The organism is Pseudomonas syringae pv. cilantro, from assembly GCF_001293775.1.
Classification (GTDB): domain Bacteria; phylum Pseudomonadota; class Gammaproteobacteria; order Pseudomonadales; family Pseudomonadaceae; genus Aquipseudomonas; species Aquipseudomonas syringae_P.
This window is the reverse complement of sequence record NZ_LGLN01000066.1, coordinates 57,282-80,439: the sequence shown is the minus strand read 5'-3', so window position 1 is coordinate 80,439 and position 23,158 is coordinate 57,282. Positions and strand designations below refer to the sequence as shown.

At 58.3% G+C, this 23,158-nt stretch carries 18 protein-coding genes and 2 pseudogenes; 11 read left to right on the top strand and 9 right to left on the bottom strand.

Features of this window, described 5'->3' with window-relative positions; translation table 11 throughout:
- Positions 1-63 precede the first annotated feature (63 nt).
- Positions 64-2,877, top strand: coding sequence for an RHS repeat domain-containing protein (locus ABJ99_RS17135; protein WP_054086831.1), 2,814 nt, complete (start codon positions 64-66; stop codon positions 2,875-2,877).
- 97 nt (positions 2,878-2,974) lie between these two features.
- Here the strand turns inward: ABJ99_RS17135 and ABJ99_RS17130 are convergent, their stop codons facing one another.
- Entirely contained in the window at positions 2,975-4,498 is a 1,524-nt protein-coding gene (locus tag ABJ99_RS17130) for a fumarate hydratase (protein WP_054086830.1), read from the bottom strand.
- Between the two features lie 178 nt (positions 4,499-4,676).
- Here ABJ99_RS17130 and ABJ99_RS17125 point away from each other — a divergent pair, with 178 nt between their 5' ends.
- Positions 4,677-5,615: an iron-sulfur-binding ferredoxin reductase gene (locus tag ABJ99_RS17125; protein ID WP_054086829.1), complete on the top strand. Its 939-nt coding sequence runs from the start codon at positions 4,677-4,679 to the stop codon at positions 5,613-5,615.
- 98 nt (positions 5,616-5,713) lie between these two features.
- Here the strand turns inward: ABJ99_RS17125 and pyk are convergent, their stop codons facing one another.
- Positions 5,714-7,165 carry a pyruvate kinase gene (gene pyk / locus ABJ99_RS17120; RefSeq protein ID WP_007248886.1) on the bottom strand — a complete coding sequence of 484 codons (1,452 nt, stop codon included), beginning with the start codon at positions 7,163-7,165 and terminating at the stop codon, positions 5,714-5,716.
- Between the two features lie 176 nt (positions 7,166-7,341).
- Here pyk and ABJ99_RS17115 point away from each other — a divergent pair, with 176 nt between their 5' ends.
- Both ABJ99_RS17115 and ABJ99_RS17110 read left to right on the top strand, forming a co-directional pair.
- Entirely contained in the window at positions 7,342-7,731 is a 390-nt protein-coding gene (locus ABJ99_RS17115) for a tetratricopeptide repeat protein (protein WP_007248885.1), read from the top strand.
- Between the two features lie 193 nt (positions 7,732-7,924).
- A complete protein-coding gene (locus ABJ99_RS17110; RefSeq protein ID WP_054086828.1) occupies positions 7,925-8,284 on the top strand; it encodes a PilZ domain-containing protein in 360 nt (119 codons plus the stop codon).
- 56 nt (positions 8,285-8,340) lie between these two features.
- Here ABJ99_RS17110 and ABJ99_RS17105 read toward each other — a convergent pair whose 3' ends face one another.
- Positions 8,341-9,684 carry a DUF58 domain-containing protein gene (locus ABJ99_RS17105; protein ID WP_054086827.1) on the bottom strand — a complete coding sequence of 448 codons (1,344 nt, stop codon included), beginning with the start codon at positions 9,682-9,684 and terminating at the stop codon, positions 8,341-8,343.
- Complete coding sequence (locus ABJ99_RS17100) at positions 9,681-10,739, bottom strand: AAA family ATPase (RefSeq protein WP_054086826.1); 1,059 nt, start codon at positions 10,737-10,739, stop codon at positions 9,681-9,683. Before ABJ99_RS17100 ends, ABJ99_RS17105 begins: the two co-directional genes overlap by 4 nt.
- A gap of 577 nt (positions 10,740-11,316) precedes the next feature.
- On the opposite strand from ABJ99_RS17100, the gene ABJ99_RS17090 reads away from it, so the two are divergent.
- From ABJ99_RS17090 to ABJ99_RS27350, 3 genes and pseudogenes are all read left to right on the top strand, one after another.
- Positions 11,317-11,502 carry a Com family DNA-binding transcriptional regulator gene (locus ABJ99_RS17090; RefSeq protein ID WP_054086824.1) on the top strand — a complete coding sequence of 62 codons (186 nt, stop codon included), beginning with the start codon at positions 11,317-11,319 and terminating at the stop codon, positions 11,500-11,502.
- 11 nt (positions 11,503-11,513) lie between these two features.
- Positions 11,514-12,634: pseudogene (locus ABJ99_RS17085) on the top strand (glycoside hydrolase family 68 protein).
- An 87-nt stretch (positions 12,635-12,721) separates the two neighbouring features.
- A pseudogene (locus tag ABJ99_RS27350) lies at positions 12,722-12,928 on the top strand (type II toxin-antitoxin system RelE/ParE family toxin); the annotation flags it as partial.
- A gap of 598 nt (positions 12,929-13,526) precedes the next feature.
- On the opposite strand, the gene ABJ99_RS17080 reads toward ABJ99_RS27350, so the two are convergent.
- The 4 genes from ABJ99_RS17080 to ABJ99_RS17065 are packed head-to-tail and all read right to left on the bottom strand — an operon-like array spanning position 13,527 to position 18,031.
- Positions 13,527-14,756: a DUF4350 domain-containing protein gene (locus ABJ99_RS17080; RefSeq protein ID WP_054086823.1), complete on the bottom strand. Its 1,230-nt coding sequence runs from the start codon at positions 14,754-14,756 to the stop codon at positions 13,527-13,529.
- Positions 14,753-16,345, bottom strand: a complete 1,593-nt coding sequence (locus tag ABJ99_RS17075) for a DUF4129 domain-containing protein (protein WP_054086822.1) — start codon at positions 16,343-16,345, stop codon at positions 14,753-14,755. The genes ABJ99_RS17080 and ABJ99_RS17075 overlap by 4 nt, the downstream gene beginning before the upstream one ends.
- The gene (locus tag ABJ99_RS17070; protein WP_054086855.1) at positions 16,332-17,312 is read right to left on the bottom strand and encodes a stage II sporulation protein M; all 981 of its coding nucleotides are present in this window, start codon (positions 17,310-17,312) and stop codon (positions 16,332-16,334) included. The genes ABJ99_RS17075 and ABJ99_RS17070 overlap by 14 nt, the downstream gene beginning before the upstream one ends.
- The gene (locus ABJ99_RS17065; RefSeq protein ID WP_054086821.1) at positions 17,309-18,031 is read right to left on the bottom strand and encodes an RDD family protein; all 723 of its coding nucleotides are present in this window, start codon (positions 18,029-18,031) and stop codon (positions 17,309-17,311) included. The genes ABJ99_RS17070 and ABJ99_RS17065 overlap by 4 nt, the downstream gene beginning before the upstream one ends.
- A 178-nt stretch (positions 18,032-18,209) precedes the next feature.
- Between ABJ99_RS17065 and sbcB the strand changes: the two genes are divergently transcribed.
- Positions 18,210-19,640: an exodeoxyribonuclease I gene (gene sbcB, locus ABJ99_RS17055; protein ID WP_054086820.1), complete on the top strand. Its 1,431-nt coding sequence runs from the start codon at positions 18,210-18,212 to the stop codon at positions 19,638-19,640.
- Positions 19,641-19,709: 69 nt separating this feature from the next.
- Here sbcB and mvaT read toward each other — a convergent pair whose 3' ends face one another.
- Positions 19,710-20,090, bottom strand: coding sequence for a histone-like nucleoid-structuring protein MvaT (gene mvaT / locus ABJ99_RS17050; protein ID WP_002554971.1), 381 nt, complete (start codon positions 20,088-20,090; stop codon positions 19,710-19,712).
- 356 nt (positions 20,091-20,446) lie between these two features.
- Here mvaT and purU point away from each other — a divergent pair, with 356 nt between their 5' ends.
- The 3 genes from purU to ABJ99_RS17035 all read left to right on the top strand — a co-directional run bounded on the left by purU (position 20,447) and on the right by ABJ99_RS17035 (position 23,114).
- The gene (purU, locus tag ABJ99_RS17045) at positions 20,447-21,298 is read left to right on the top strand and encodes a formyltetrahydrofolate deformylase (RefSeq protein ID WP_003363851.1); all 852 of its coding nucleotides are present in this window, start codon (positions 20,447-20,449) and stop codon (positions 21,296-21,298) included.
- 77 nt (positions 21,299-21,375) lie between these two features.
- Positions 21,376-21,567 (top strand): hypothetical protein, encoded by a 192-nt coding sequence (locus ABJ99_RS17040; RefSeq protein WP_054086819.1) that lies wholly within the window; start codon positions 21,376-21,378, stop codon positions 21,565-21,567.
- 59 nt (positions 21,568-21,626) lie between these two features.
- On the top strand, positions 21,627-23,114 hold the full coding sequence (locus ABJ99_RS17035; RefSeq protein ID WP_054086818.1) for a helicase HerA-like domain-containing protein: 1,488 nt from the start codon (positions 21,627-21,629) through the stop codon (positions 23,112-23,114).
- Positions 23,115-23,158: the final 44 nt, after the last annotated feature.

The window sequence follows — 23,158 nt, the reverse complement described above, 5'->3', positions numbered from 1 at the left end:
TGCGTCCGTTCGCCTGATGTTATGGTTGATGGGTATCACTAACGGGTGGCAGGAATTTCAAGGATGAAAGCGAAGAACCCGGGCATGCACACCAACACGCCGCAATTGTCGGTTAGCGATCCACGGGGCCTGCCTGTACGCAATGTGCATTTCTATCGTGGCGCTGATGGGCAACCTGTTGAAGCCAGAGTGACGCAGCAATATTTCGACAAGGCCGGGCGACTGATTGCCTGTCGCGATCCACGTCTTTTCAGCGGTTTGAAATACGTCTGCGCGCCTGTGAACCTGATGCAAATCTTCAGCTTGTCCGGGGCTTTGCTGCTATCGAAAAGCGTCGATTCAGGTTGGCGGGTGAGCCTGAACGGTGAAGCAGGGCAGCCAGTCGACAGCCGGGATGGACGTGACAACCAGCGCCAGATCGAATACGACGGGCTGTTGCGCCCTGTGTCGCACAACGAGGCCGGCCGAATTGCCGAGCGCTTCACTTATGGCGGACCTGCCGCTGCTGAGCGTAACCAGTGCAATCAACTGGTTCGCCACGACGACACAGCGGGCTCGCGTCTTCTGTCGGACTATGGCGTGCTCGGCACAGTCCTGATCGAAAGTCGGCGGTTTCTGAACTCACAGGAGACACCAGACTGGCCGCTCGCAGAGCCTGATCGCGATGCTGTGCTGGAAAGTGAAGTGTTCATAAACCGAATGACGTTCAATGCGCTTGGCGAAACAACCAGGCAGATGGACGCCAGAAACAACTCACAGGAATTCAGCCATACTGTGGCCGGACAACCGGGTGCCGTTGACGTGGCGTTGGCCGGCGCCACACAACCGCAAACGCTGGTTAGCGAAATTCACTACAACGCTTTTGATCAGGTCGAACGGGAAACAGCGAGTAATGGCGTCGTCAGTCATTATTCCTATGATCAACAGGACGGTCGACTGACTCAACTCTGCGCTGTATCTGCTGATGGCTCTGTGTTGCAAAGGCTGAATTACTGTTATGACCCGGTGGGTAATGTCGTGCTCATCAACGATACCTCCCAACCAGACCGATACTGCGGCAACGAGCTTATCGAACCGATAAATCGTTACCGCTACGACACGCTGTATCAACTGATCGAAGCCAGTGGCCGTGAAGTCAGAAACGGGGCCAGCCATGGTCCGGCGTTGCCCGGTCTGCAATCTATTCCAGCACTTGATCCTTGTCAGATCAGCAATTACAAACAAAGTTACAGCTACGACACTGCGGGTAATCTGCTGCAAATGCGCCACGAAGGCGCTCATAACTTCACCCGCAACATGCACGTCGCCCCGGACAGCAATCGCAGCCTGCCCGACGATGACGGGGAAGTGAATTTCGCCACGAGTTTCGACGCCAACGGCAACCTGTTGCAACTCGTGCGTGGGCAGACCATGAGCTGGGATGTGCGTAATCAGTTGCGGCAAATAACTACCGTGCAACGTGAAGACGGACCGAATGATGAAGAGCGCTATGTATACGACGGCCAGGGCCAGCGCTGCAGCAAGATCACGCGTTCGCAGGCCTCGGGGCGTACCCTCGTCAGCGAAGTGCGCTACCTGCCGGGACTGGAAATCCGGACCACAGCCGATGGCGAAATCCTTCATGTCGTTACGGCTCAGGCCGGTCGCCACAGCGTGCGGGTATTGCACTGGGAGGCTGGAAAACCGGGCTCTATTGCGAACGATCAGGTGCGTTACAGCCTGGGTGATCATCTGGGCTCGAGCACGCTGGAGCTTGATCAGCAAGGCGGCCTGATCAGCCAGGAAAGTTATTATCCGTTCGGCGGTACGGCCTGGTGGGCGGCGCGTAGTGCAGTGGAGGCCAAGTACAAGACAGTGCGTTATTCTGGTAAAGAGCGCGATGCCAGCGGGCTTTATTATTACGGGTTCAGGTATTACGCGCCGTGGTTGCAGCGGTGGATAAGTCCGGACCCGGGGGGGGCTGTGGATGGGTTGAATCTGTATTGTTTTGTCGGGAATGCTCCAACAGTTTTCGTCGATATCGATGGGTTTGTTGGTGAGCGTAGTAATGCTGCCAATCGGGTTGTTGAAGCGAGCAAACTGCACTTTGATACCTACCTTCAACCCAAAATAATGGAGAAGAAAGCGAAGGATAAAGAGCAAGCCATCGATTCATTAAAGACGCGTTTGGGCGCGTCTTATGCAGGAAGCGTGGGTGAGATTTTAGAGGCGGCAAGCGCAGTTCTTGAGGCGGCCCCAATGACGTTCAACCTATCACCAGAAAAGCTTGGAACGTTGGAGGGCGAAGGAATAGTGAACGTTTGGCATAACTTAAAAGAGGAAAGTGCTGCTACGAAAGGGAGGGATCAGGCTGAAAATCAGATGTTTGAATATAAGCGCTCAACATCTGAGTTGACCCGTAAATCAGCAGTGTCAGGGAAGCAAAACTATAAAGAGTACCACCGGCCTACTTACGGTGCTCTTCAAATCACCAGGGATGAACGCACGGTTGGTGGTGCTCCTATGTATGGCCGTGCTGCTTTCCATTTAATGGAAGAAGCAAGATCTTATATGACCTTTACGGGGTCAGATAGTATGCTTTCGGGTGCTGGCCTAAATAATCTGGCGTCGTCGCGGAATGTATTTCCCCTGATACGTGACATGCTTCTAGATACATGGGGAGTGCTCTTCCAGTGCATAAACGGACAACAGGCTGGTGGGCGAACGTCTGAGTTTTCTAGCTATATCGAATGGCAGTCCCACGCGCCTATTGAATGGAAGTCAATGGAGTTTCTGGATTTTGAGAGGGGCCTGGATTTTCAAGAGGCAATTAAAAATTCAGCCAGTGTGGCTTTTTTTGAAAAGAACTCTGTAAAGGTACGCTTGCATTCAATATAACTAAAGTCTCTTCGCGATTTCAGGATGGCGTTACTTATGCCGTGAGCGATGGCGAGTCCGTCATGCCAACCGAACTCGCTACTTGACAGGCTAATGCTTACTGCACTTCCACCGCCAGACTGTCGCTGATCTTTTTCTGCCAGATCTGCGGGCCGGTGATGTGTACCGATTCACCGGTGCTGTCTACGGCAACGGTCACCGGCATGTCCTTGACCTCGAACTCGTAGATCGCTTCCATGCCCAGCTCGGCGAAGGCTACGACTCTGGATTTCTTGATCGCCTGAGCCACAAGATAAGCAGCGCCGCCAACGGCCATCAGGTACACCGCCTTGTGCTCACGAATGGCTTCGATGGCGGTCGGGCCGCGTTCGGATTTGCCGATCATGCCCAGCAGGCCGGTCTGGTCGAGGATCTGGCGGGTGAATTTGTCCATCCGCGTAGCTGTGGTCGGGCCAGCAGGGCCGACGACTTCTTCGCGTACCGGATCAACCGGGCCAACGTAGTAGATGAAGCGACCTTTCAGGTCCACCGGCAGGGTTTCGCCCTTGTTGAGCATCTCGACCATGCGTTTGTGCGCAGCGTCGCGACCGGTGAGCATCTTGCCGTTGAGCAGCACGGTTTCGCCCGGCTTCCAGCTTTGCACGTCTTCCGGCGTCAGGGTGTCGAGATCGACACGGCGGGCCGACGGGCCGGCTTCCCAGACGATTTCCGGGTAGGCATCCAGCGGCGGTGCTTCTAGCGAAGCAGGGCCGGAGCCGTCGAGTACGAAGTGGGCGTGACGGGTGGCGGCGCAGTTGGGGATCATGCACACCGGCAGCGAGGCAGCGTGGGTCGGGTAATCCATGATCTTGACGTCGAGCACGGTGGTCAGACCGCCAAGGCCCTGAGCACCGATGCCCAGCTGGTTGACCTTCTCGAACAGCTCCAGACGCATCTCATCGATACGGTTTTGCGGGCCGCGGGCTTTCAGCTCATGAATGTCGATGGATTCCATCAACACTTCCTTGGCCATGACGGCGGCTTTTTCAGCCGTGCCGCCGATGCCGATGCCGAGCATGCCCGGCGGGCACCAGCCAGCGCCCATGGTCGGCACGGTTTTCAGCACCCAGTCGACGATCGAATCGGACGGGTTGAGCATCGCCATCTTCGATTTGTTTTCCGAACCGCCGCCTTTCGCTGCGACATCCACTTCCACGGTGTTACCCGGGACGATGGAGTAGTGGATGACCGCCGGGGTATTGTCCTTGGTGTTTTTGCGAGCGCCTGCCGGGTCGGCGAGGATCGAAGCGCGCAGGACGTTTTCAGGCAGGTTGTAGGCGCGACGCACACCTTCGTTGATCATGTCGTCCAGGCCCATGGTGGCGCCGTCCCAGCGAACGTCCATACCGACGCGCACGAAAACGGTGACGATGCCGGTGTCCTGACAGATCGGGCGATGACCGGTCGCGCACATGCGCGAGTTGATCAGGATCTGGGCGATGGAGTCGCGGGCGGCAGGCGACTCTTCACGCAGATACGCCTCGTGCATGGCCTGGATGAAATCCACGGGGTGGTAATAGGATATGAACTGCAGGGCGTCTGCAACGCTCTGAATCAGGTCGTCTTGCTTGATCACGGTCATGCGGCGCGCTCCTCTGTAAGGACGGGAACATTCAAATACGCTATCGGCGGCAGTCTGGAACTGCGGCTTGGACCAGAGCTGTCAGTGGGCCGAAGCGGGCGCAAAAAGGCGCGGCAGTATAACCCGCCCGACAGGCCAGTCTGTACAATCACGGTTATTTTCTGCACAGGGCGTCTGAATGCCTCAATTGCATGTGGGTGAGCGTAGCTGGTCGGTGCCATCGGCCGGCAATCTGCTCGACGCCCTTAACCATGTCGGTGTGCCGGTTCCTTACAGTTGTCGTGCCGGCAGTTGTCATGCGTGTCTGGTGCGCTGTGTAAAAGGTGAGCCTGACGACGGGTTGCCCGAAGCCTTGCCCGCTGAAAAGCGTCAGCAGGGCTGGCGCCTTGCCTGCCAGTGCCGAGTGGTCGAAGACCTGACGGTCGAAGTGTTCGATCCGCAACGCCACGGTTTGCCCGCGAAGGTTGTCGGCTGCGACTGGCTTGGCCCCACGGTGTTGCGCTTGCGGCTCGAACCGGTACGCCCGCTGCGGTACAGCGCCGGGCAGCATCAGGTGTTGTGGACGGAGAGTGGCATTGCACGACCCTACTCGCTGGCCAGTCTTCCGGGCGAGGATGCGTTTCTGGAGTTTCATATCGATTGTGGTTTGTCCGGTGCATTCCGTGATGCCGCCCGCCAGTTGCAGATCGGTGACCCCATGCGGCTCGGCGAACTGCGTGGCGGGGCGCTGCGCTATGACCCTGACTGGCAGGACAAGCCGTTGCTGCTGTTGGCAGCCGGCACCGGTCTCGGGCCTTTATGGGGTGTCCTGCGCGAGGCGTTGCGTCAGGAGCATCAAGGCAGTATTCGCCTGATTCATCTGGCTCGTGACAGTCAGGAACATTACCTGGCTGACGAGTTACAGGCCTTGGCTGAGCGTTATCCACAGCTGCTGGTTCAACTGATCACCGCGCAGACACTACAGACAACCCTGGCCGAGCTGCGCCTGTTGTCGCGGCATGCCATGGCGCTGTTGTGTGGCAGTGCCGACAGCGTCGAGATGTTTGCCAAGCGGCTGTATCTGGCCGGGCTACCGCGTAATCAATTGCTGGCGGATGTGTTTGTGGCGCGGGAGTGAAAGAAGGCGGCGTGCAGAACGTCGGCACGATAATCGGCCGTTGACAAAAAAGGCCCCGACTCTTGCGAGACGGGGCCTTGGCTTGCAGTGCTGTGCTATCAGACCAATGGGTCGCCAACGTGCAGGATTTTCATGCCGTTGGTGCCGCCGATGGTGTGGTAGCTGTCACCCTTGGTCAGGATGACCCAGTCGCCTTGCTCGACCAGTCCGCGCTTGAGCAGTTCGTCGACGGCGGCCTGGCTGACCTGACCTGGCGGCAGGTTTGCCGGGTCGAACGGCACGGTGTAGACGCCACGGAACATCGCCGCGCGCGCCTGAGTGCCACGGTGCGGGGAGAACGCGTAGATCGGCACCGAGGAGCGAATGCGCGACATGATCAGCGGGGTGTAGCCGCTTTCGGTCAGTGCGATGATCGCCTTCACGCCAGGGAAGTGGTTGGCAGTGTACATGGCGGCCAGCGCGATGCTTTCATCGCAACGCGTGAAAGAGTGGCCGATACGGTGGCTGGACGTTTTGCCGGTCGGGTGCTTTTCAGCGCCGACGCAGATACGTGCCATGGCCTGTACGGCTTCAACCGGGTAAGAACCCGCAGCGCTTTCTGCCGAGAGCATGACGGCGTCGGTGTAATCGAGCACGGCGTTGGCCACGTCGGACACTTCGGCGCGGGTCGGCATGGGGCTGGAGATCATCGACTCCATCATTTGCGTCGCGACGATCACCGCCTTGTTGTGGCGACGTGCGTGCAGAATGATGCGTTTCTGAACACCGACCAGTTCGGCGTCGCCGATTTCGACACCCAGGTCGCCACGGGCAACCATGACGGCATCGCTGGCGCGGATCAGTGCATCAAGCACTTCGTCGTTGGCGACGGCTTCAGCCCGTTCGATCTTGGCGACCAGCCAGGCGGTGCCACCGGATTCGTCACGCAACTGGCGGGCATACTCCATATCAGCGGCATCGCGCGGAAAGGAAACGGCCAGGTAGTCCAGATCCATTTCGGCAGCGAGCTTGATGTCCTGCTTGTCTTTCTCGGTCAGCGCCGGAGCCGTCAGACCGCCACCGCGACGGTTGATGCCTTTATGGTCGGACAGCGGACCGCCGATCAGCACCGTGCAGTGCAGCTCGTGTGCGGTCTGGGTGTCGACGCGCATGACCACGCGACCGTCGTCGAGCAGCAGCTCGTCGCCTACGCCGCAATCCTTGACCAGATCCGGGTAGTCGATACCCACGATTTGCTGGTTGCCACTGGTCAGCGGATGAGCAGTGGAGAAGGTGAACTTGTCACCGACCTTCAGCTCGATTCGTTTGTCGGTGAACTTCGCAATACGGATTTTCGGACCCTGCAGGTCACCCAGCAGAGCGACGAAGCGCCCGTGTCTGGCGGCAATCTCACGGATCAGTTTGGCGCGAGCCTTGTGCTCATCCGGGGTACCGTGGGAGAAATTCAGACGGGCAACGTCCAGACCCGAGAGGATCAGTTGCTCGATGATTTCCGGCGAGTTGCTGGCAGGGCCAAGTGTGGCGACGATTTTGGTGCGGCGTACGGTCATGCACAAACTCCTTGATTGAAGCGCAGCGAGAGGCTACTCCTCTCTGGATCTTTAGTCATTGTTCCTTTGCACTGCCGCGCTACGGACGGGCCGGGCAAGCGGCTGACGATCGGTGCCCGATTGGCCTGTAGAAACCGGCTGGCGAGCCGATAAAGCGCAGAGAACAGGAGACTCCCATGCGTATTGTAACGATTGTTGTATTACTGATTGCGCTCGGCGGCTGCAATCGCTGGGCAATGAATTCCAACCTGGATCATGCCTACCGCGCTTATCAGGAAGGCGATTGCGATCGCGTGATGCTCGATTTGTCCAAGGTCGAGCGCCAGAGCCGTGAGCGGCGTTATGTGCAGCCAGAGGTTTCGATGCTGCGCGCGCAGTGCCTGGAGCGTCAGAAATTGTATGTGGATGCTGCACAGACCTACCAATTCCTTCTAACGCAGTACCCACAAAGTGAATATGCTTACCGCGCACGGGCCAGACTCGACACGCTGGCGCAGCTCGGTCACTACCCCCAGGCCCAGCCCGTCAGAGTAATGCCTGCTCCGCGCAGTCCCGTTTCAAAATAATTACATCCAATTGGGTGGAATGTATCGTAATCGGGTGGATTTCGGAAAAAACTGGGCTAGTCTGTCTCATGAGGGATAGAGGAGTTGTAAAACTCTGTATCAAAGGAATCTCTGCAGCTCGGTGTCTGGAGTGGCTGTGGCGAACATGCAGTTTTACGTAACCACGCCCAGTGGTTTCCGAAGGCGGCCTGCCATGTATAAAGAGCGAAGAATAGAACGGCACCAATTGCATGATTATCTTCAGGTTTTCAATTGTCATACGGGCAAACCTATGGGTTGCCTGGGTAACGTATCCGAAGATGGACTGATGCTTATCAGTGACCTGCCGATGCTGGTGGGTGCCCGGTTTGACCTTGTATTGAAAATGCCCGATGCAAGGGGCGCTGATGTCATCAATGTAAAAGCCTTGTGCCTCTGGTGTCACGAGGACGAAACGCCCGGCGGCTATGACTCTGGCTTTGAGCTGTCTCAGGTTTCGACCGAATACCTCGACTTCATCCAGATGCTGCGCCGCTACTTCTCGTTTTATCCGTCTTACGAGGCGTCTGCCTGACCCTGGCGGACCTTGCGGTTCAAGCCGCACAGGTCCTGCCTGTTAACGTTCCTGCCTTATAGTGTTCCTGCCTTTTTCCAGCTCAAATAGCGGGTGATCAATTGCGGACCCAGTTCCCTTGGACGCGCATCCATGATCGCCACGCCCTGGGCACTCATCCGCTCATGAAGCGCCGCCCGGGCATTGAGGAAACTCATCGTCCCACAGTAGTCGAGCGCCTGATCATAGGTTTGTACCGGCGAATGGCGCAGGCTGTCGAGCACTTCCTCTCTCAGACTGGCAACCAGCACCCGATGCTGGCGGCTCAGCTGCCTGACCGCAGCCAGAAGTTCGTCGTCGTCTTCGTCGCGCAAGTTGGTGACCAGTACGATCAGCGAGCGTCTTTTGTGTCGGATCATCAGTTGACGGACGGCTGCGCTGTAATCGGCCGGACGCCGGGTGGTCTGCAAGTCATAGACCGTATTGAGCAGCAGGTTGAGTTGCCCCGAGCCTTTGACGGGCGACAGGTAGCGGTCCTCATCGCCAGCAAAAGTCGCCAGGCCTACCGAGTCGCCCTGGCGCAACGCGACATAGCTCAACAGCAGGCAGGCATTGAGTGCGTGATCGAAATGCGACAGCTCGCCGTCCTGGCTGCGCATACGGCGTCCGCAATCGAGCATGAAGACGATTTGCTGATCGCGCTCATCCTGATACTCGCGAGCGATGGGGGTGCGTTGACGCGCGGTGGCTTTCCAGTCGATCTGGCGCAGGCTGTCGCCTTCGCGAAATTCGCGTAACTGATTGAATTCCATACCCAGCCCGCGACGTTGCAACTGCCGCACACCCAACTGGCTGATCCAGTTGTCCACCGCCAGCAGTTGCCCGCCATAGAGACGAGCGAAATCCGGGTAGACGCGGGTTGTGCTGTGCAAAGCCAGATAGCGTCGGGTGGTCCACAGCCGCAAACGTCCGGGCAGGCTGATTTCACAGCGCTCGAACACAAAATGCCCCCGGCTCGTCGGGCGCAGCCGATAGCCGAGCTGGCCTTTTTCGCCCGGCAGCAGCGTGAGGGATTGCGGCAGGTTTTCCCATTCCAGACCATGAGGCAGGTGGTCGAAAACGCGTATCGTCAGCGGCCTGGAACCGTGCTGCTCGACGTCGAGCCGAGCCTCGTTCCAGCGATCCAGCGCCAGGCTTCCCGGAAGATAACGCTGCACCTGCGGCGAGGCCTGGCGAATCAGCCAGAAGGCGTCGAGCAGGCCGGCAATCGTCAGCACCAGTAAAGCGCCCCCATACAGGCTGTCGAGCTGTGCCGGATAGTCGATGCCCAGCGCATGCAGTGTGCCGAGCAGCAACGCGGCACACGTCAGCCCTCCGAGCCAGCGGAGCAGCGTCACCGACGGCCGCAGGGTCTGTTTCACAGGCGCGGCGCCGGAACCTGATCGAGGATCTGCCTGAGCACCTGATCCACCGACAGACCTTCGATGTCCAGCTCTGGCGACAGGCGTACCCGGTGCCGCAACACGGCCAGCGCACAACCCTTGATATCATCCGGCGTCACGAATTCGCCACCGCGCAGCAAAGCGCGCGCCCGTCCGCCACGCACCAGCGCAATCGACGCTCGCGGTCCGGCGCCCTGGCTCAGGCCGGGCCAGGTTCGCGTGCTGCGCGCCAGCCTGACGGCATAATCCAGCACTTGTTCGTCGAGCGGCAGCTCGCTGGCAATACGTTGCAGGACCTGAACTTCACGGGCCTGCATGATGACCCTGAGCGGCTTCACATCCAGCATGTCGGCGCGCGACGAGCGAGTGACCTGGCGCACCATGTCCAGCTCTTCCCGGGCTTCGGGGTAATCCATGCGCAGCTTGAGCATGAAGCGATCCAGCTCCGCTTCCGGCAGCGGGTAGGTGCCTTCCTGCTCAATAGGATTCTGAGTCGCCAGCACCATGAACGGCTGCGCAATGGGCAAGGCTCGTCCTTCAAGGGTGACCTGCCGCTCTTGCATGGCTTCCAGCAGTGCGGCCTGCGTCTTGGCCGGGGCACGGTTGATTTCATCGGCCAATAACAGATTGGTGAACAGTGGCCCCTTGCGCAGCTTGAACTGCTCGGTCTGCATGTCATATACAGCGTGGCCGGTGACATCGCCGGGCATCAGGTCCGGCGTGAACTGGATACGTGCGAAGTCGCAGCCGATGCAACTGGCCAGCGCCCTGACCAACAGCGTCTTGCCCAGCCCCGGTACGCCTTCGAGCAATACATGCCCGCCGCCGATCAGCGCAGTCAGCACGTCTTCAATGACCATATTCTGCCCGATGACCGCTTTTTGCAGTTCAGTGCGCAACGCCTGAGCAAGCTGACTGGCGCGCTGACGCTGCTGCGCCTGACTGCTTGCAGTACTCGTCGGGCTGACCGGTTCCGTGACGGGCTCGGCGACAGGGTCGGCGCTGGCAGGGTGTTCGGGCGTTTGATTGGTCATAAGTTCCGGAGCCTTGCTAACCGTTAAATCTGTTTTATCTGTCATTAATCAGATACTTACCTAATCTAACTATTTTTCAGGTTTTTACCTGCTCAACGGGCGAGTCTTTCCCCGCTACCTAAGGATCTCCAACCTCAAAATGATACCTTGTTAGTGGTGTCAGAGTGGGCGCCTCGGAGATATTCGCTACATCGAGAAACCCCGGTATGCGTCCGGCCAAGTCACTGGCCCGACATTCGCCATGGTTCTGAAATGGAGCTGGATACCGAGCAACTCCAGGCATTGGTGTTGGGTCTGCTCCCTCAATGAAAGCGCTGTCTCGTACCGTTTATCCGTGTCAATTGCGCAACTGTGGTCGAACTCGTGTTGAACTCCGGCCAAACTCGACCTACCCCGAAACTGCCCCTTTCCAGCCTTTCCGGAGGGGGGTAAAAAGGTACCACGATATGCGATTTGCGCCTCAGGGCAGCCGCCGGATACGGGCTTTCCAACAGCGCCAACCGGTAAATTGCGATCCCCTCCAAACCCCGCCTCGGCGGGGTTTTTCATTGGGCGAAGCACAAGGAGACCATTGCAAATGTTGAAAGACTATCGATGCGGGCAGTGCAAGAAGCTGCTGGCCCGCATCGGTGACTACACCGAACTCCAGATCAAGTGCTCCCGCTGCGGGACGTTGAATCATGTGAAGGCCGTGAGCCTTGAGTTATCGCCTTTGAGCGACAGAGGTACAGCAGCGTCGCTGCTGCCTCTCACAACTATCTAAAGGTATCAATTATGTCCACTAGCAGCTCTGCTGTAAGCCAGCTCAAAAATAGTCCTCTCGTAGATAACATCAAATACCCACCTACTGTCTGGTCCCGCGCCGATGCGCTGAAGGTCAATGAAAATGACCCGACCACGACGCAGCCACTGGTCAGTCCGGACTTTCCGGTCATGAGTGATACGGTATTCATCTGGGACACCATGCCGCTGCGCGAGCTGGATGGCACGGTGGTTTCGGTCAACGGCTGGTCGGTCATCCTGACCCTGACGGCTGACCGTCACCCCAATGATCCGGAATATCTCGACGCCAATGGCCGTTATGACATCAAGCGTGACTGGGAAGATCGTCATGGCCGCGCACGCATGTGCTACTGGTACTCGCGTACCGGCAAGGACTGGATCTTTGGTGGTCGTGTAATGGCCGAGGGGGTATCGCCCACCACTCGAGAGTGGGCGGGCACACCCATACTGTTGAATGACAAAGGCGATATTGATCTCTATTACACCTGCGTCACGCCCGGCGCAGCGATCGCCAAAGTACGTGGCCGTATTGTGACGTCCGATCAGGGCGTGGAGTTGAAAGACTTTACCCAGGTCAAAAAACTGTTCGAGGCCGACGGTACCTATTATCAAACCGAAGCGCAGAACTCGAGCTGGAACTTTCGCGACCCCAGCCCGTTCATTGACCCCCATGATGGCAAGTTGTACATGGTGTTTGAAGGCAACGTCGCCGGTGAACGCGGCTCGCACACAGTAGGGAGTGTCGAACTGGGCCCTGTGCCACCAGGTCATGAAGACGTGGGAGGGGCTAGATTTCAGGTAGGTTGTATCGGTCTGGCGGTCGCAAAAGATCTCAGTGGTGACGAGTGGGAAATACTTCCGCCNTGAACGCTTCCGGCCTGGTGCTCGGCAATCCGCCCGAGCAGCCTTTCCAGACGTATTCCCACTGCGTCATGCCGAACGGTCTGGTGACTTCATTTATCGACAGCGTGCCCACCTACGGTGAGGATTATCGTATCGGCGGCACCGAAGCACCGACGGTGAGAATCCTGTTGAAGGGGGACCGCTCGTTCGTGCAGGAAGAATATGACTACGGTTACATCCCGGCGATGAAAGACGTGCAACTGAGCTGACACGCCGTCCGCGTACGATGCCTGAAGAGCGCCTGTGCAAACAGGCGTTCTTCAGGCGTTCAGTCCAGCAGCTCGCTCATCGCGATAACCACCCCGTTGTGCTACCCGGTCAGTCCTCAATTGAGTGAGCTGGGCGTACTGCACTATCGTGAGTTGAACGCTGACGGATACCGGATCTTTTACGAAGTGAGGGATTCAGATGGTATTACCGTCATCGTCGTGGTGCTTGTAATGGGTGGAAAACAAAGTGTTGAACAAGCCCTCATCCGCTACTGCCTGCTTCAGCCTATATAGCAGGATATGGCATCGACACCACCGAAAGAAGATGATGAGAAGCGGCGACGCTGGAGCTTGGATGGGCGTGCATGGCAGGGCAGGGACGCAAGGAAATAATTCCGATTTGAAGCCTGGCAAGTCCTCAAAAAAATAGGTTTTCGCTGACAGAAGCTACTTTAATATCAGGCGTTGGCGATTGGTGTTCGGCGCCAGTTCGCAGGTCACTAAACAGTAATTTCGATAAACTGCCACAAGACCTTTGGCCTCACCAGGATCCACGTCACGCCAATCAATCCCATGGGCTCCAGGAAAGCTGAAGAAGTCGTAAAGCGCTCGTCCAGTGTTGGGCCGCGAACGCCTGGAACTGATGGCGCCGCGAAGCATTTAATGACGAAGGAATTGGCTAACCGGGACGCAACTCTCCATTGAGTCCCAAAGCAGAGTAGGGAACTCCGCATAGGGCTGCCCGGCAATTAAGAAATCCTCAGTAGCCCGCACAAGCTCCATCTGCCGTCTCCTGCACTCAACAGATATCCACTGCTCAGTACCAAAACCTGCGAGCTTCTAAGGTTTTGATTTCACTGTGGCAGGAATCTAACGCTTTCCGAGCGCCAGATCATAAGGCATTCCTGAGGGTTTGCAGGTGGGCCACCTGACGGGTGAATTCGCTGTGTGAGAGGCGTTGCGCCGGCCTTGGGCGCAGGGCGTCGCTGATGGCGCTGGTGGGTTGGCGCGTCAGACGCGAGAGCACCTGCCATTGTTCGGCTACAACCAGTTGTTCGAAACCGGGATGGACCTGACGGGCGCGGCGCAGGACGTCCTGTTGCAGGCTTTTGATCAGGGTTTGCTGACCGGTGCGTCGGCGCAGAAACTCGGCGCTGGCGCGCAGGTGCTCGGTCAGCTGACGGCGCGCCAGGGAAGCGGGGCGCTGTAACGGGCCTTCGCGCAGTCCGACATGCCACAGGCCGAAGGCAATCAGCAGCGCCAGTGCCAGCAGCGCCTGAGGGAAGTTGCGCAGCAACACGCTCGACAAGTTGTCATGCTCGGTTTGCAGCACCATGGTCACTTCGCTGCCTTGAGTCAGGTACCAGAGCAGCCAGGCGTTATCATATTTGCCGATCGAGCGGGTTTTCCACAGGTCGGCGTCGGTGATCACCGTGATCATGCCATCGCCACGGCTGAGCTGCATCAGGTGCGTAGCGTCGGCACTGTTCGCCCAGGACTGGGCATTGTCTTCCGGGTCTTCCAGATGAAACGCTGGCGTGAAACTCATGTAAGCCGGTGCGCTTTCGTTTTCCAGATACAGGCGGGTCAGTTCGGGCCAAGGCACTTTTTTGTGCGGCGGGGCGGGTTTCGCCAGTGGAATGGGCGGCATGGGCTGGGCGTCGTCCAGTTGCCGGTCCTTCGCGTTGATGTCTCGGGTGAGGTATTGATGAATCTGCAACCTGTCGAGCAGCAAGTCTCCGCTGCGGCCTTTTCGTTCATCCCAGAGTTGCTGGGCGACGAACAGCAAGTGCCCGCCGGATTCTGCCCAGTCCAGCAGACGCTGGGTTTGTGCAGGCGTCATATTCGTCCGGTCGTTGAGCAGCAAAAGTGTTTGCGTGCCCTGGCGTGGATCGGGCAACTGAACCAGCGTGTCGGTGGTGCTGACCGGTACCGACAGTCCTCGCAAAAACTGTTCGGCGGCCAGCCACGGGTTAGCCTTCGCCTCGGGTGCAGGTCCATGATCGACTGTTTTCTCGTAGCGCTCCAGATGGCTGCTCAGGTAAATCCCCGCAGCGGTCAGCAGCGCCACGACCAGCACGCCGATCAGTATGCCGATGGCAACTGCGCTACGGCGGCTCATGATTTTGCCGCCGAACCGAACAGGCGACGCCAGCCATCACAGAGTTCCTGCCGCAAGTGCGCAGGTGGCAGGCGATGGCCGTAGGCGAGTGCTTGCCAGTGGCGGGTCAGGGTTTGACTGAATTCGCTCAACAGCGGCTGGTTCAGCGACGCTATGCGCTGCAGAACCTGGCCTTCGGTGTCGGCGTTTTTCAACGGCAGTCGGTAGTCGGTCAGCAAGCGGCTGAGCAGTGCGCGGTACAGCAAGCCCAAAGCCTCACGAGGCTGGCTGTTCCAGAGCTGCTCGGCCTGCCCGGCAACGTCGTCCGGCAGACTTTCGGCGCTCACCTGCAGACCGAAAAGCTGCTCGGGACGCGGCTTTGCGGCTTTTTTCCTGCCGGTGCCACGGCTGACGAAGGTTGTGACCCATCGCCGATAACGCCAGATCAGCAAGCCGGTCAGACCCAGCACTGCTGCCCATAGCAGCACTTCGACGAAACGGGCGATGCCGTGGGTTGCCAGCATCAGCCTGTCGAGCCATTTGATCAGCCATGCTTGATCGTGATGTTCCCGACCGTTCGGTTTGCCTGGCTGTTTTTTTTCCGGGAAGCGCCAGCCGGTTTCAGTCTTGAGGTTCTTGAACGGAGGCTGTTGCAGCACCTCGTTTATCTTGTGTCGGGACGCGTCGCTGGTGAGTGTCTGACGCGTCAGGCGTGGGGTGTCGGGCGCAGCCAGAGACGGCGTCGCGTGGGCCTCGCTGCCGTCGGGCAACGGGCAACTGTATTCCTGCGGATCGGCCCATGCCGGGACCGGGGCTATCGACAGGCCCAGCCCGACGCCGATCAACAGCACATAAGCGCTGCCGATCAGACGCTGGCGCAAGCGTCTGAAAACCAGTTCGATATCCCATGCTTCAAGGACGGTGCGGCGGTTGAGGTAAAGGGTGAAGCCGCAGGCGACATATACGGGCTCCCAGAGCACCAGCGCCAGCGCATAAAACAGGTTGGTCAAGTGATCGATCCACAGTTGCGGGCTTTCAAGACCCAGCAGGTTCATCCAGTGCCAGTCGACCTGCACCTGCTGAGGGATCAGTGCGTAGAGCAGAATCAGCAGGCCGATCCACAGTGAATATTCCAAGTGGGCGCCCACGACCGTGAGCATCCGCGCGGCGCGCAGGTCTTTTTGACTGAGCAGACCGATACGTATGGCGCGTTCGGTGCCGTCCAGGTGTTCGAGTTGTTGCACCGGTAATTGAAAGCTGCGGCTCAGGCTCAGGCGCCGCCATAGCAGGCTGGGTAGAAGCTGGCTTTTCAAGGTGCCCGGCCAGGCTTTGAGGGCTTGCCTGAGCGTGGGTGTTGCGCCGAACAGCGACTGGGACAAGATAAGCAGCGGCAGGCGCTCGAACGCAGGCTTCAACCACCAGAACAGGAAAATGACCGCCGAAGGATATTCCCAGAGCAGCAGGCTGAGCAGGCAGAAAAAGGGCAGCGTCACGATTGCCCAGCTGCCCATCAGCAAACCGCGATGCCGACCGGCCAGCAGCACGCCGAGATCGATGGCTTCCCAAGGCGAGCGAGGACGAATGGCGACGCTCGATTCAGTCAGGCGCATGGGTCACCCGTCCGGCCAGGGTCAGGTAGGCCGCCACCAGCACCCATAGCAGGCTGCCCACCAGATACTTGATCACCGGGCCGGGCCAGGTCATCGATGACCAATAGGCTTCGATGAAGGCCGCGATCAACAGAAACAGAATCACTCCGCCGATCAGTTGCACACTGGTGCTGGCGGCAGCGCGCAATGCCGCGCTGCGGGTCAGCCTGCCCGGGGCCAGCAAGGCCCAGCCCAGTTTGAGCCCGGCTGCCCCGGCCAGGGCAATGGCGGTGAGTTCGAAGGCGCCATGGCCGATAACGAACGACCAGAATGTCTGACCGTAGCCTATGTCCGTCAAATGCCCTGCCACCGCGCCGATCATCAAACCGTTGAACAGCAGGAAGAACAGGCTGCCCAGGCCGAACAGCAAACCGCTGGCATAGGTTTGAAAGGCAATGCCGATGTTGTTCATGATGTAGTAGCCGAACATCATCCAGTCGGCGTCGGATGCGCGTTCGGCCGCCTGGCCAATCCTGCTGGCCGACGGGTCATACATGCTCTGCATCTCGCTGAGCTGTTCCGGGCTGACAACGCTGTAGATCAACTCTGGAAAGCCGTAGACCAGCAGGCCCATGCCGATCAGGCTGCCGAAAAACAGCAGGCTGGCGATCAGCACGAAACGCCATTCGGCGCGGACCAGTCTGGGGAAGCCCGCCAGAATGAAGCCCAGCAAACGGGCACTCGATGCGCTGCGGTGGCGATAAAGTTGCTGATGTCCACGCATTGCCAACTGGTGGAGCGGATCGATGAGGTGGCTGCTGTAACCCCGTTCTTGAGCCAGCGCCAGATGCTGACAGATGCGCCGGTAATCGCCGGGGAATGTCTCGCTGGCGGCAGCGTCGGCTTTGCCACGCTCCAGTGCATCAAGGCGCTGGTCAAAGTGTTGCCATTCAGGGGCATGGCGGCTTTCGAACTGGCTTTGCTTCATGTCGGCCCCAGCAGGCTGCGGGCGATGCCGTTCACGTGAAGCACAGCCTGGTCCGCCGGGATACGCAATGGCTCAGCCAGAATCGCTGCCAGTTCCTGAGCGCGGGCGCTGGACAGTTCGCCCTGGCGTTCGGCGAGGCTCAGCACTGCACGCTGCTCGTCCAGGCGCAGGGCGAACGGCACGATGACCGGCTCGGCTGGCGGCACCACAGGTCGCTGGGCAGGCCGGTCGCTGTAGATCACCAGCGTACCGGCGGCCAGATCGCCGAGGCGCTTGAACAAGGGATGGTTCAGGCAACTGATCGCCCCGAGGCTGTAACCCAGCGGCAGCATATCGACGAAACGCAGCAGGTTGCGTATGACCGATGACGACCAGTCGACAGGTGTACCGTCGTCGTGCACGACCCGCAGCCCGAGCATTCGCTTGCCCGGTGTGCGGCCTTGATTCAGCACTTCGAACAGCACCATGTACCACCAGTTGACCAGAAAGATGGCAATGGCCGCGAGGCCCATTCCGAGCTTGTCGAATAGCTGTAGCAACATGAACAGTAGGCCGATGACGCCTGCCCGAATGGCCAGGTCGATGCCGAACGCCAGCGCGCGGGAAACCAGGCCGGCGGGGCGAAGGAGTATGTCGATGCCTTCCGGGGTCTCGATCTCGATGCGTGTATCCAGCGGTCTGTTCACTGCATTCCCTGGCGAAGCTGGAGAGGATGGCACTATTGGAGGGCGCACGTTATTCGAAAACTGATGCTAGCCACCTGCGCAGTGCTAAGCAACCAACCATTCAATACGCGAGCTGTAAGAAAAGATTTCTCGGCGCGCCGGACGTTACCCTATTAGCCAATGGTGTATTTGACGCCCTACACTTGGAGGGTCTTTTGTTCAGGATCAGCCCGTGACTTCCAGCATTTTTTGGTATGACTACGAAACCACCGGCATCAACCCGCGCAATGATCGCGCGTTACAGATGGCTGGCATCCGTACCGACGCCGATCTCAACGAAATAGCGCCTCCGGTCAATCTGTATTGTCAGCCCAGTGATGACATTCTGCCTCATCCTGCGGCGTGCCTGATTACCGGAATAACGCCCACCCTGCTGGCCGAAAAGGGCTTGAGTGAAGCTGACTTCATGACCCGGGTACACGCCGAACTGTCCGCGCCGGGCACCTGTGGCGCGGGTTACAACACGCTACGTTTCGATGATGAAGTTACCCGTTACAGCCTTTATCGCAACTTTTTCGACCCTTATGCGCGCGAATGGCAGGGCGGTAACAGTCGCTGGGATCTGATCGATGTAGTGCGCGCAGCGTATGCGTTGCGCCCCGAGGGCATTGTCTGGCCCGAACAGGACGGACGGGTAACGCTTAAACTGGAGCGCCTCACGGCTGCCAACGGTATCGATCATGGACAGGCGCATGACGCGCTGTCCGATGTGCGTGCAACGATAGCGCTGGCACGTTTGATTCGTGAGAAACAGCCCAGGCTCTACGACTATCTGTTCGCGCTGCGCAGTAAGCAGAAAGTTCTGGACCAGATTCGTCTGATGCAGCCATTGGTGCATATCTCCGGACGCTTTTCAGCGGCGCGCAACTATCTGGGCGTGGTGTTACCGCTGGCCTGGCACCCGCATAATCGCAATGCGCTGATCGTCTGTGATCTGCACCTGGATCATTCGCCTTTGTTGGATCAGGACGCGTCGACACTTAAGCAGCGTCTATATACCCGGCATGAGGCGTTGAACGAAGGCGAATTGCCAGTGCCGCTCAAATTACTTCATATAAATCGCTGCCCGGTGATTGCGCCGATGGGCGTGATGCGCAGCGAAGATCAAGAGCGTCTGCAACTGGACATGGCGGGCTATCAGTCACGTGCTGCCGCGTTGAATGAAAGTCGTGAAGTTTGGCAGGATAAAGTGTTGGCGCTGTACGGCAAGGAGGACTTTGCTGCAAGTGAAGATCCCGAACAGCAGTTATATGATGGATTTATCGCTGATCGGGATCGTCGGCTGTGCGAGCAAGTACGACTCGCTGACCCCGAGCGGTTGGCGGGTGACGTCTGGCCGTTCGACGATACGCGTTTGCCTGAACTGTTATTTCGCTACCGAGCGCGCAACTTTCCGCACACCTTGAGCCGTGAAGAGCAGCAGCGCTGGCAGCATTTCTGCCAGGAGCGGTTACGCAATCCGGAGTGGGGTGCGCCCAATACCCTACAGGATTTTACGAAAGCGCTGATTGAACGGTCGCTTAATGCCACACCCGATCAACTGGATGTGTTACGCCAGTGGCAGGATTACGCCCAACTGTTGAGTGCGCGTTTGCAGCTATAAATAGCGGGCAATAAAAAACGCCAGCAAGCTGGCGTTTTTCAATCGCGATGAATTGCGACCGTGTGCAGCTTAGCCCAGCAGAGTGGCCCAGCTTTCTACGTCATCGCTGCCCCACTTGGCTTTCCATTCTTTCAGCGTCTTGTGGTTGCCACCTTTGGTTTCGATGACTTCACCGTTGTGCGGGTTCTTGTATTGCTTGACCTTGCGAGCGCGTTTGGTGCCGGCAGGTTTAACTGCGCCGCCACGTGGAGCCTTGTTAACCTTGGCGTCCGGGTCCAGCAAAGCAATGATGTCACGCAGCGATTTCTGATATTCGCCCATCAGCGTGCGCAGTTTGCCTTCGAATTCCAGCTCGGTTTGCAGTTTGTCGTCTTGCGACAGATTCTTCAAACGGGCTTGCAGTTCTTTGATGGCTTCTTCTGTGGCGCGGTATTCGTTGATCAGGGACATGAGGGGACCTTATGTTGTGAGGGTTGCAGGGATACAGTGCGGCAATAATAGTCACTGTAAATGGGCAAGTAAACATTAAATAAAAGTTTTATTTGAATTATTTAGAAATATACACACGTCCTACAGACGCCTGAACTAGAAGCGGGACGTGTGCGCTTGAAAAGAACCTCGCATAAAGCCCCTGTTAATATAGGGTTTGTTTAGCGCCGGGCGCGCTAAAAACCGATAGTGGCACGGTGCAATCTTTCGCGCCGGGGCCGTGCGTTTCGGCGCGTGCATTCAGGCAACAGAGATACTGCAGTTTTCCTGCGCAGCCGCTAGAATAGCGGCTTTGCGAAGTTCTGGAGTTTCCCCCAATGCGCACTTTTCGTCTGGTGATTGCTTGCCCGGACCGTGTCGGCATCGTTGCCAAAGTCAGTAACTTTCTGGCGTCCCATAACGGCTGGATCACCGAAGCGAGTCATCATTCCGACAACCTCAGCGGCTGGTTTTTCATGCGTCACGAGATTCGTGCCGACACCCTGCCTTTTGATCTGGACGGTTTCCGCGAGGCCTTCACGCCGATAGCCGAAGAGTTTTCGATGGACTGGCGCATCACCGACTCGGCGCAGAAGAAGCGCGTCGTGCTCATGGCCAGCCGTGAATCGCACTGCCTGGCGGACTTGCTGCACCGCTGGCACAGTGATGAACTCGATTGCGATATCGCCTGCGTGATCTCGAACCACCAGGACCTGCGCAGCATGGTCGAGTGGCATGACATTCCTTATTACCATGTTCCGGTGGACCCGAAAGACAAGGAACCGGCGTTCGCCGAAGTGTCGCGTCTGGTAGGGCATCATCAGGCAGACGTGGTGGTTCTGGCGCGCTACATGCAAATCCTGCCACCGCAGTTGTGCCGTGAATATGCCCATCAGGTCATCAACATTCACCACAGTTTCCTGCCGTCTTTCGTAGGTGCCAAGCCCTATCATCAGGCGTCGCTGCGCGGCGTCAAACTGATCGGTGCGACCTGTCACTATGTGACCGAAGAGCTGGATGCCGGTCCGATCATCGAGCAGGACGTGGTACGCGTCAGCCATCGTGACAGCATCGAAAACATGGTGCGTTTCGGTCGTGATGTGGAAAAAATGGTCCTGGCCCGTGGTCTGCGTGCGCACCTGGAAGACCGTGTTCTGGTGCATGACAACAAGACAGTGGTGTTCGACTAATCTCTGATGCAGGCGTGCCCATTGCGCGCCTGCCATTCCCCTGTTGGTGATGGCGCAACGCGCAAGGTGCCAGCCTGATGACCGACCCTCTCGACAAAGCTGTTTCGATACCTCCCGCCACCCTCGGCGAAGGCTGTCTGAGCCGTTATGACCCCGCTGCGCTGACCCCGGAAAACGGTGCCGATTTTGACGGTGCTGCAGAACTGTGGCGCACGTTGCAGCAATCAACTGAAGTGCCATCCACGCCACAGGGCGATGACCCGGCGTAAAACCATTCAGCTGCGGTGCAGTGCGCTGGTGCTGAATCCCTTTTGGAGAAGCAGGAACGATGCGCGACTCTCTGGAAATAGTTCTGGGTGCCGACCCTGCCGGGCGACCCGTTTCTCAGGCGCTTCGCCTGGCCAACCGTCACGGACTGATCGCCGGTGCGACCGGCACCGGCAAGACTGTCACCCTGCAGCGCCTGGCCGAGGCTTTCAGCGATGCGGGCGTCGCAGTTTTTGCCGCTGATATCAAAGGTGACTTGTGCGGGCTCGGAGCTGCCGGCAATCCGCAAGGCAAGATTGCCGAACGCATAGCCGGCATGCCCTGGCTTGCGCACAGCCCTCAAGGGTATCCGGTCACGTTGTGGGACATTGACGGCAAGTCTGGTCACCCATTGCGCACCACGTTGAGTGAAATGGGGCCGTTACTGCTCGGCAATTTGCTTGAATTGACCGACAGCCAGCAAGCGGCCCTGTATGCGGCGTTCAAGGTGGCAGATCGTGAAGGTCTGTTGTTGCTCGATATCAAGGACCTCAAAGCGCTGCTCAATCATTTGCGTGACAACCCGCAATGGCTGGGCGAAGACAGTGCGCTGATGACAACCGGTTCCAGCCAGGCCCTTCAGCGTCGGCTGGCCGTGCTGGAACAGCAGGGCGCCGAAGCCTTGTTTGGTGAGCCCGCGCTACAGCTTGAGGACATTCTTCAGCCCGCCAGCGATGGACGAGGGCGCATTCATCTGCTCGATGCCAGCCGTCTGGTTCACGAAGCGCCGAAGGTGTACGCGACTTTTCTGCTGTGGCTGCTGGCTGAATTGTTCGAGCAGTTGCCTGAGCGCGGCGATGCCGACAAACCGCTGCTGGCGTTGTTTTTCGATGAGGCCCATTTACTGTTTGCCGACACGCCGAAAGCACTTCAGGAACGGCTTGAGCAGGTCGTTCGCCTGATTCGCTCCAAAGGTGTGGGCGTCTATTTCGTGACCCAGTCGCCAGGTGATTTGCCTGATGCGGTGCTTGCCCAGCTCGGCTTGCGCATCCAGCACGGTCTGCGCGCGTTTACAGCCAAAGAGCAGAAATCGCTGCGTGCCGTGGCCGACGGTTTTCGGCCTAATCCTGATATCGATGCCTTGAGTGTGCTGACCGAACTGGGCACCGGTGAAGCGCTGGTCGGCACGTTGCAGGATAAAGGCACGCCGGCGATGGTTCAGCGCGTTCTGATTGCACCGCCTCAATCGCGTATCGGGCCGCTCAGCGAGAGTGAGCGCGCCAGTCTGATCAGTCAGTCCGCGCTGGGTCATCGTTACGGCAAGCCGGTGGACAGAGAGTCTGCCTATGAAAGGCTCAGCGCCCGCAAGGTCGACGCGCCTGAGCAGCAGAATGCGGATGTCACGAAAAGTGCTCAGGAAGAGAGTTTCAGCGACAAGGCCGGAGAGTTTCTGGGTGGGTTGGCCGGGCAGGCGATGAAAAACGTGATGCGTCAGGCGGCCAACCGTTTAGGGCGTGAGTTGGTGCGAGGTTTGATGGGGTCATTGCTGGGCAGTAAAAAGCGCAAGTGACGCCGGGCCTTCAAGCGGTGCAGGGTGCGCACCGCTTGAGCAGG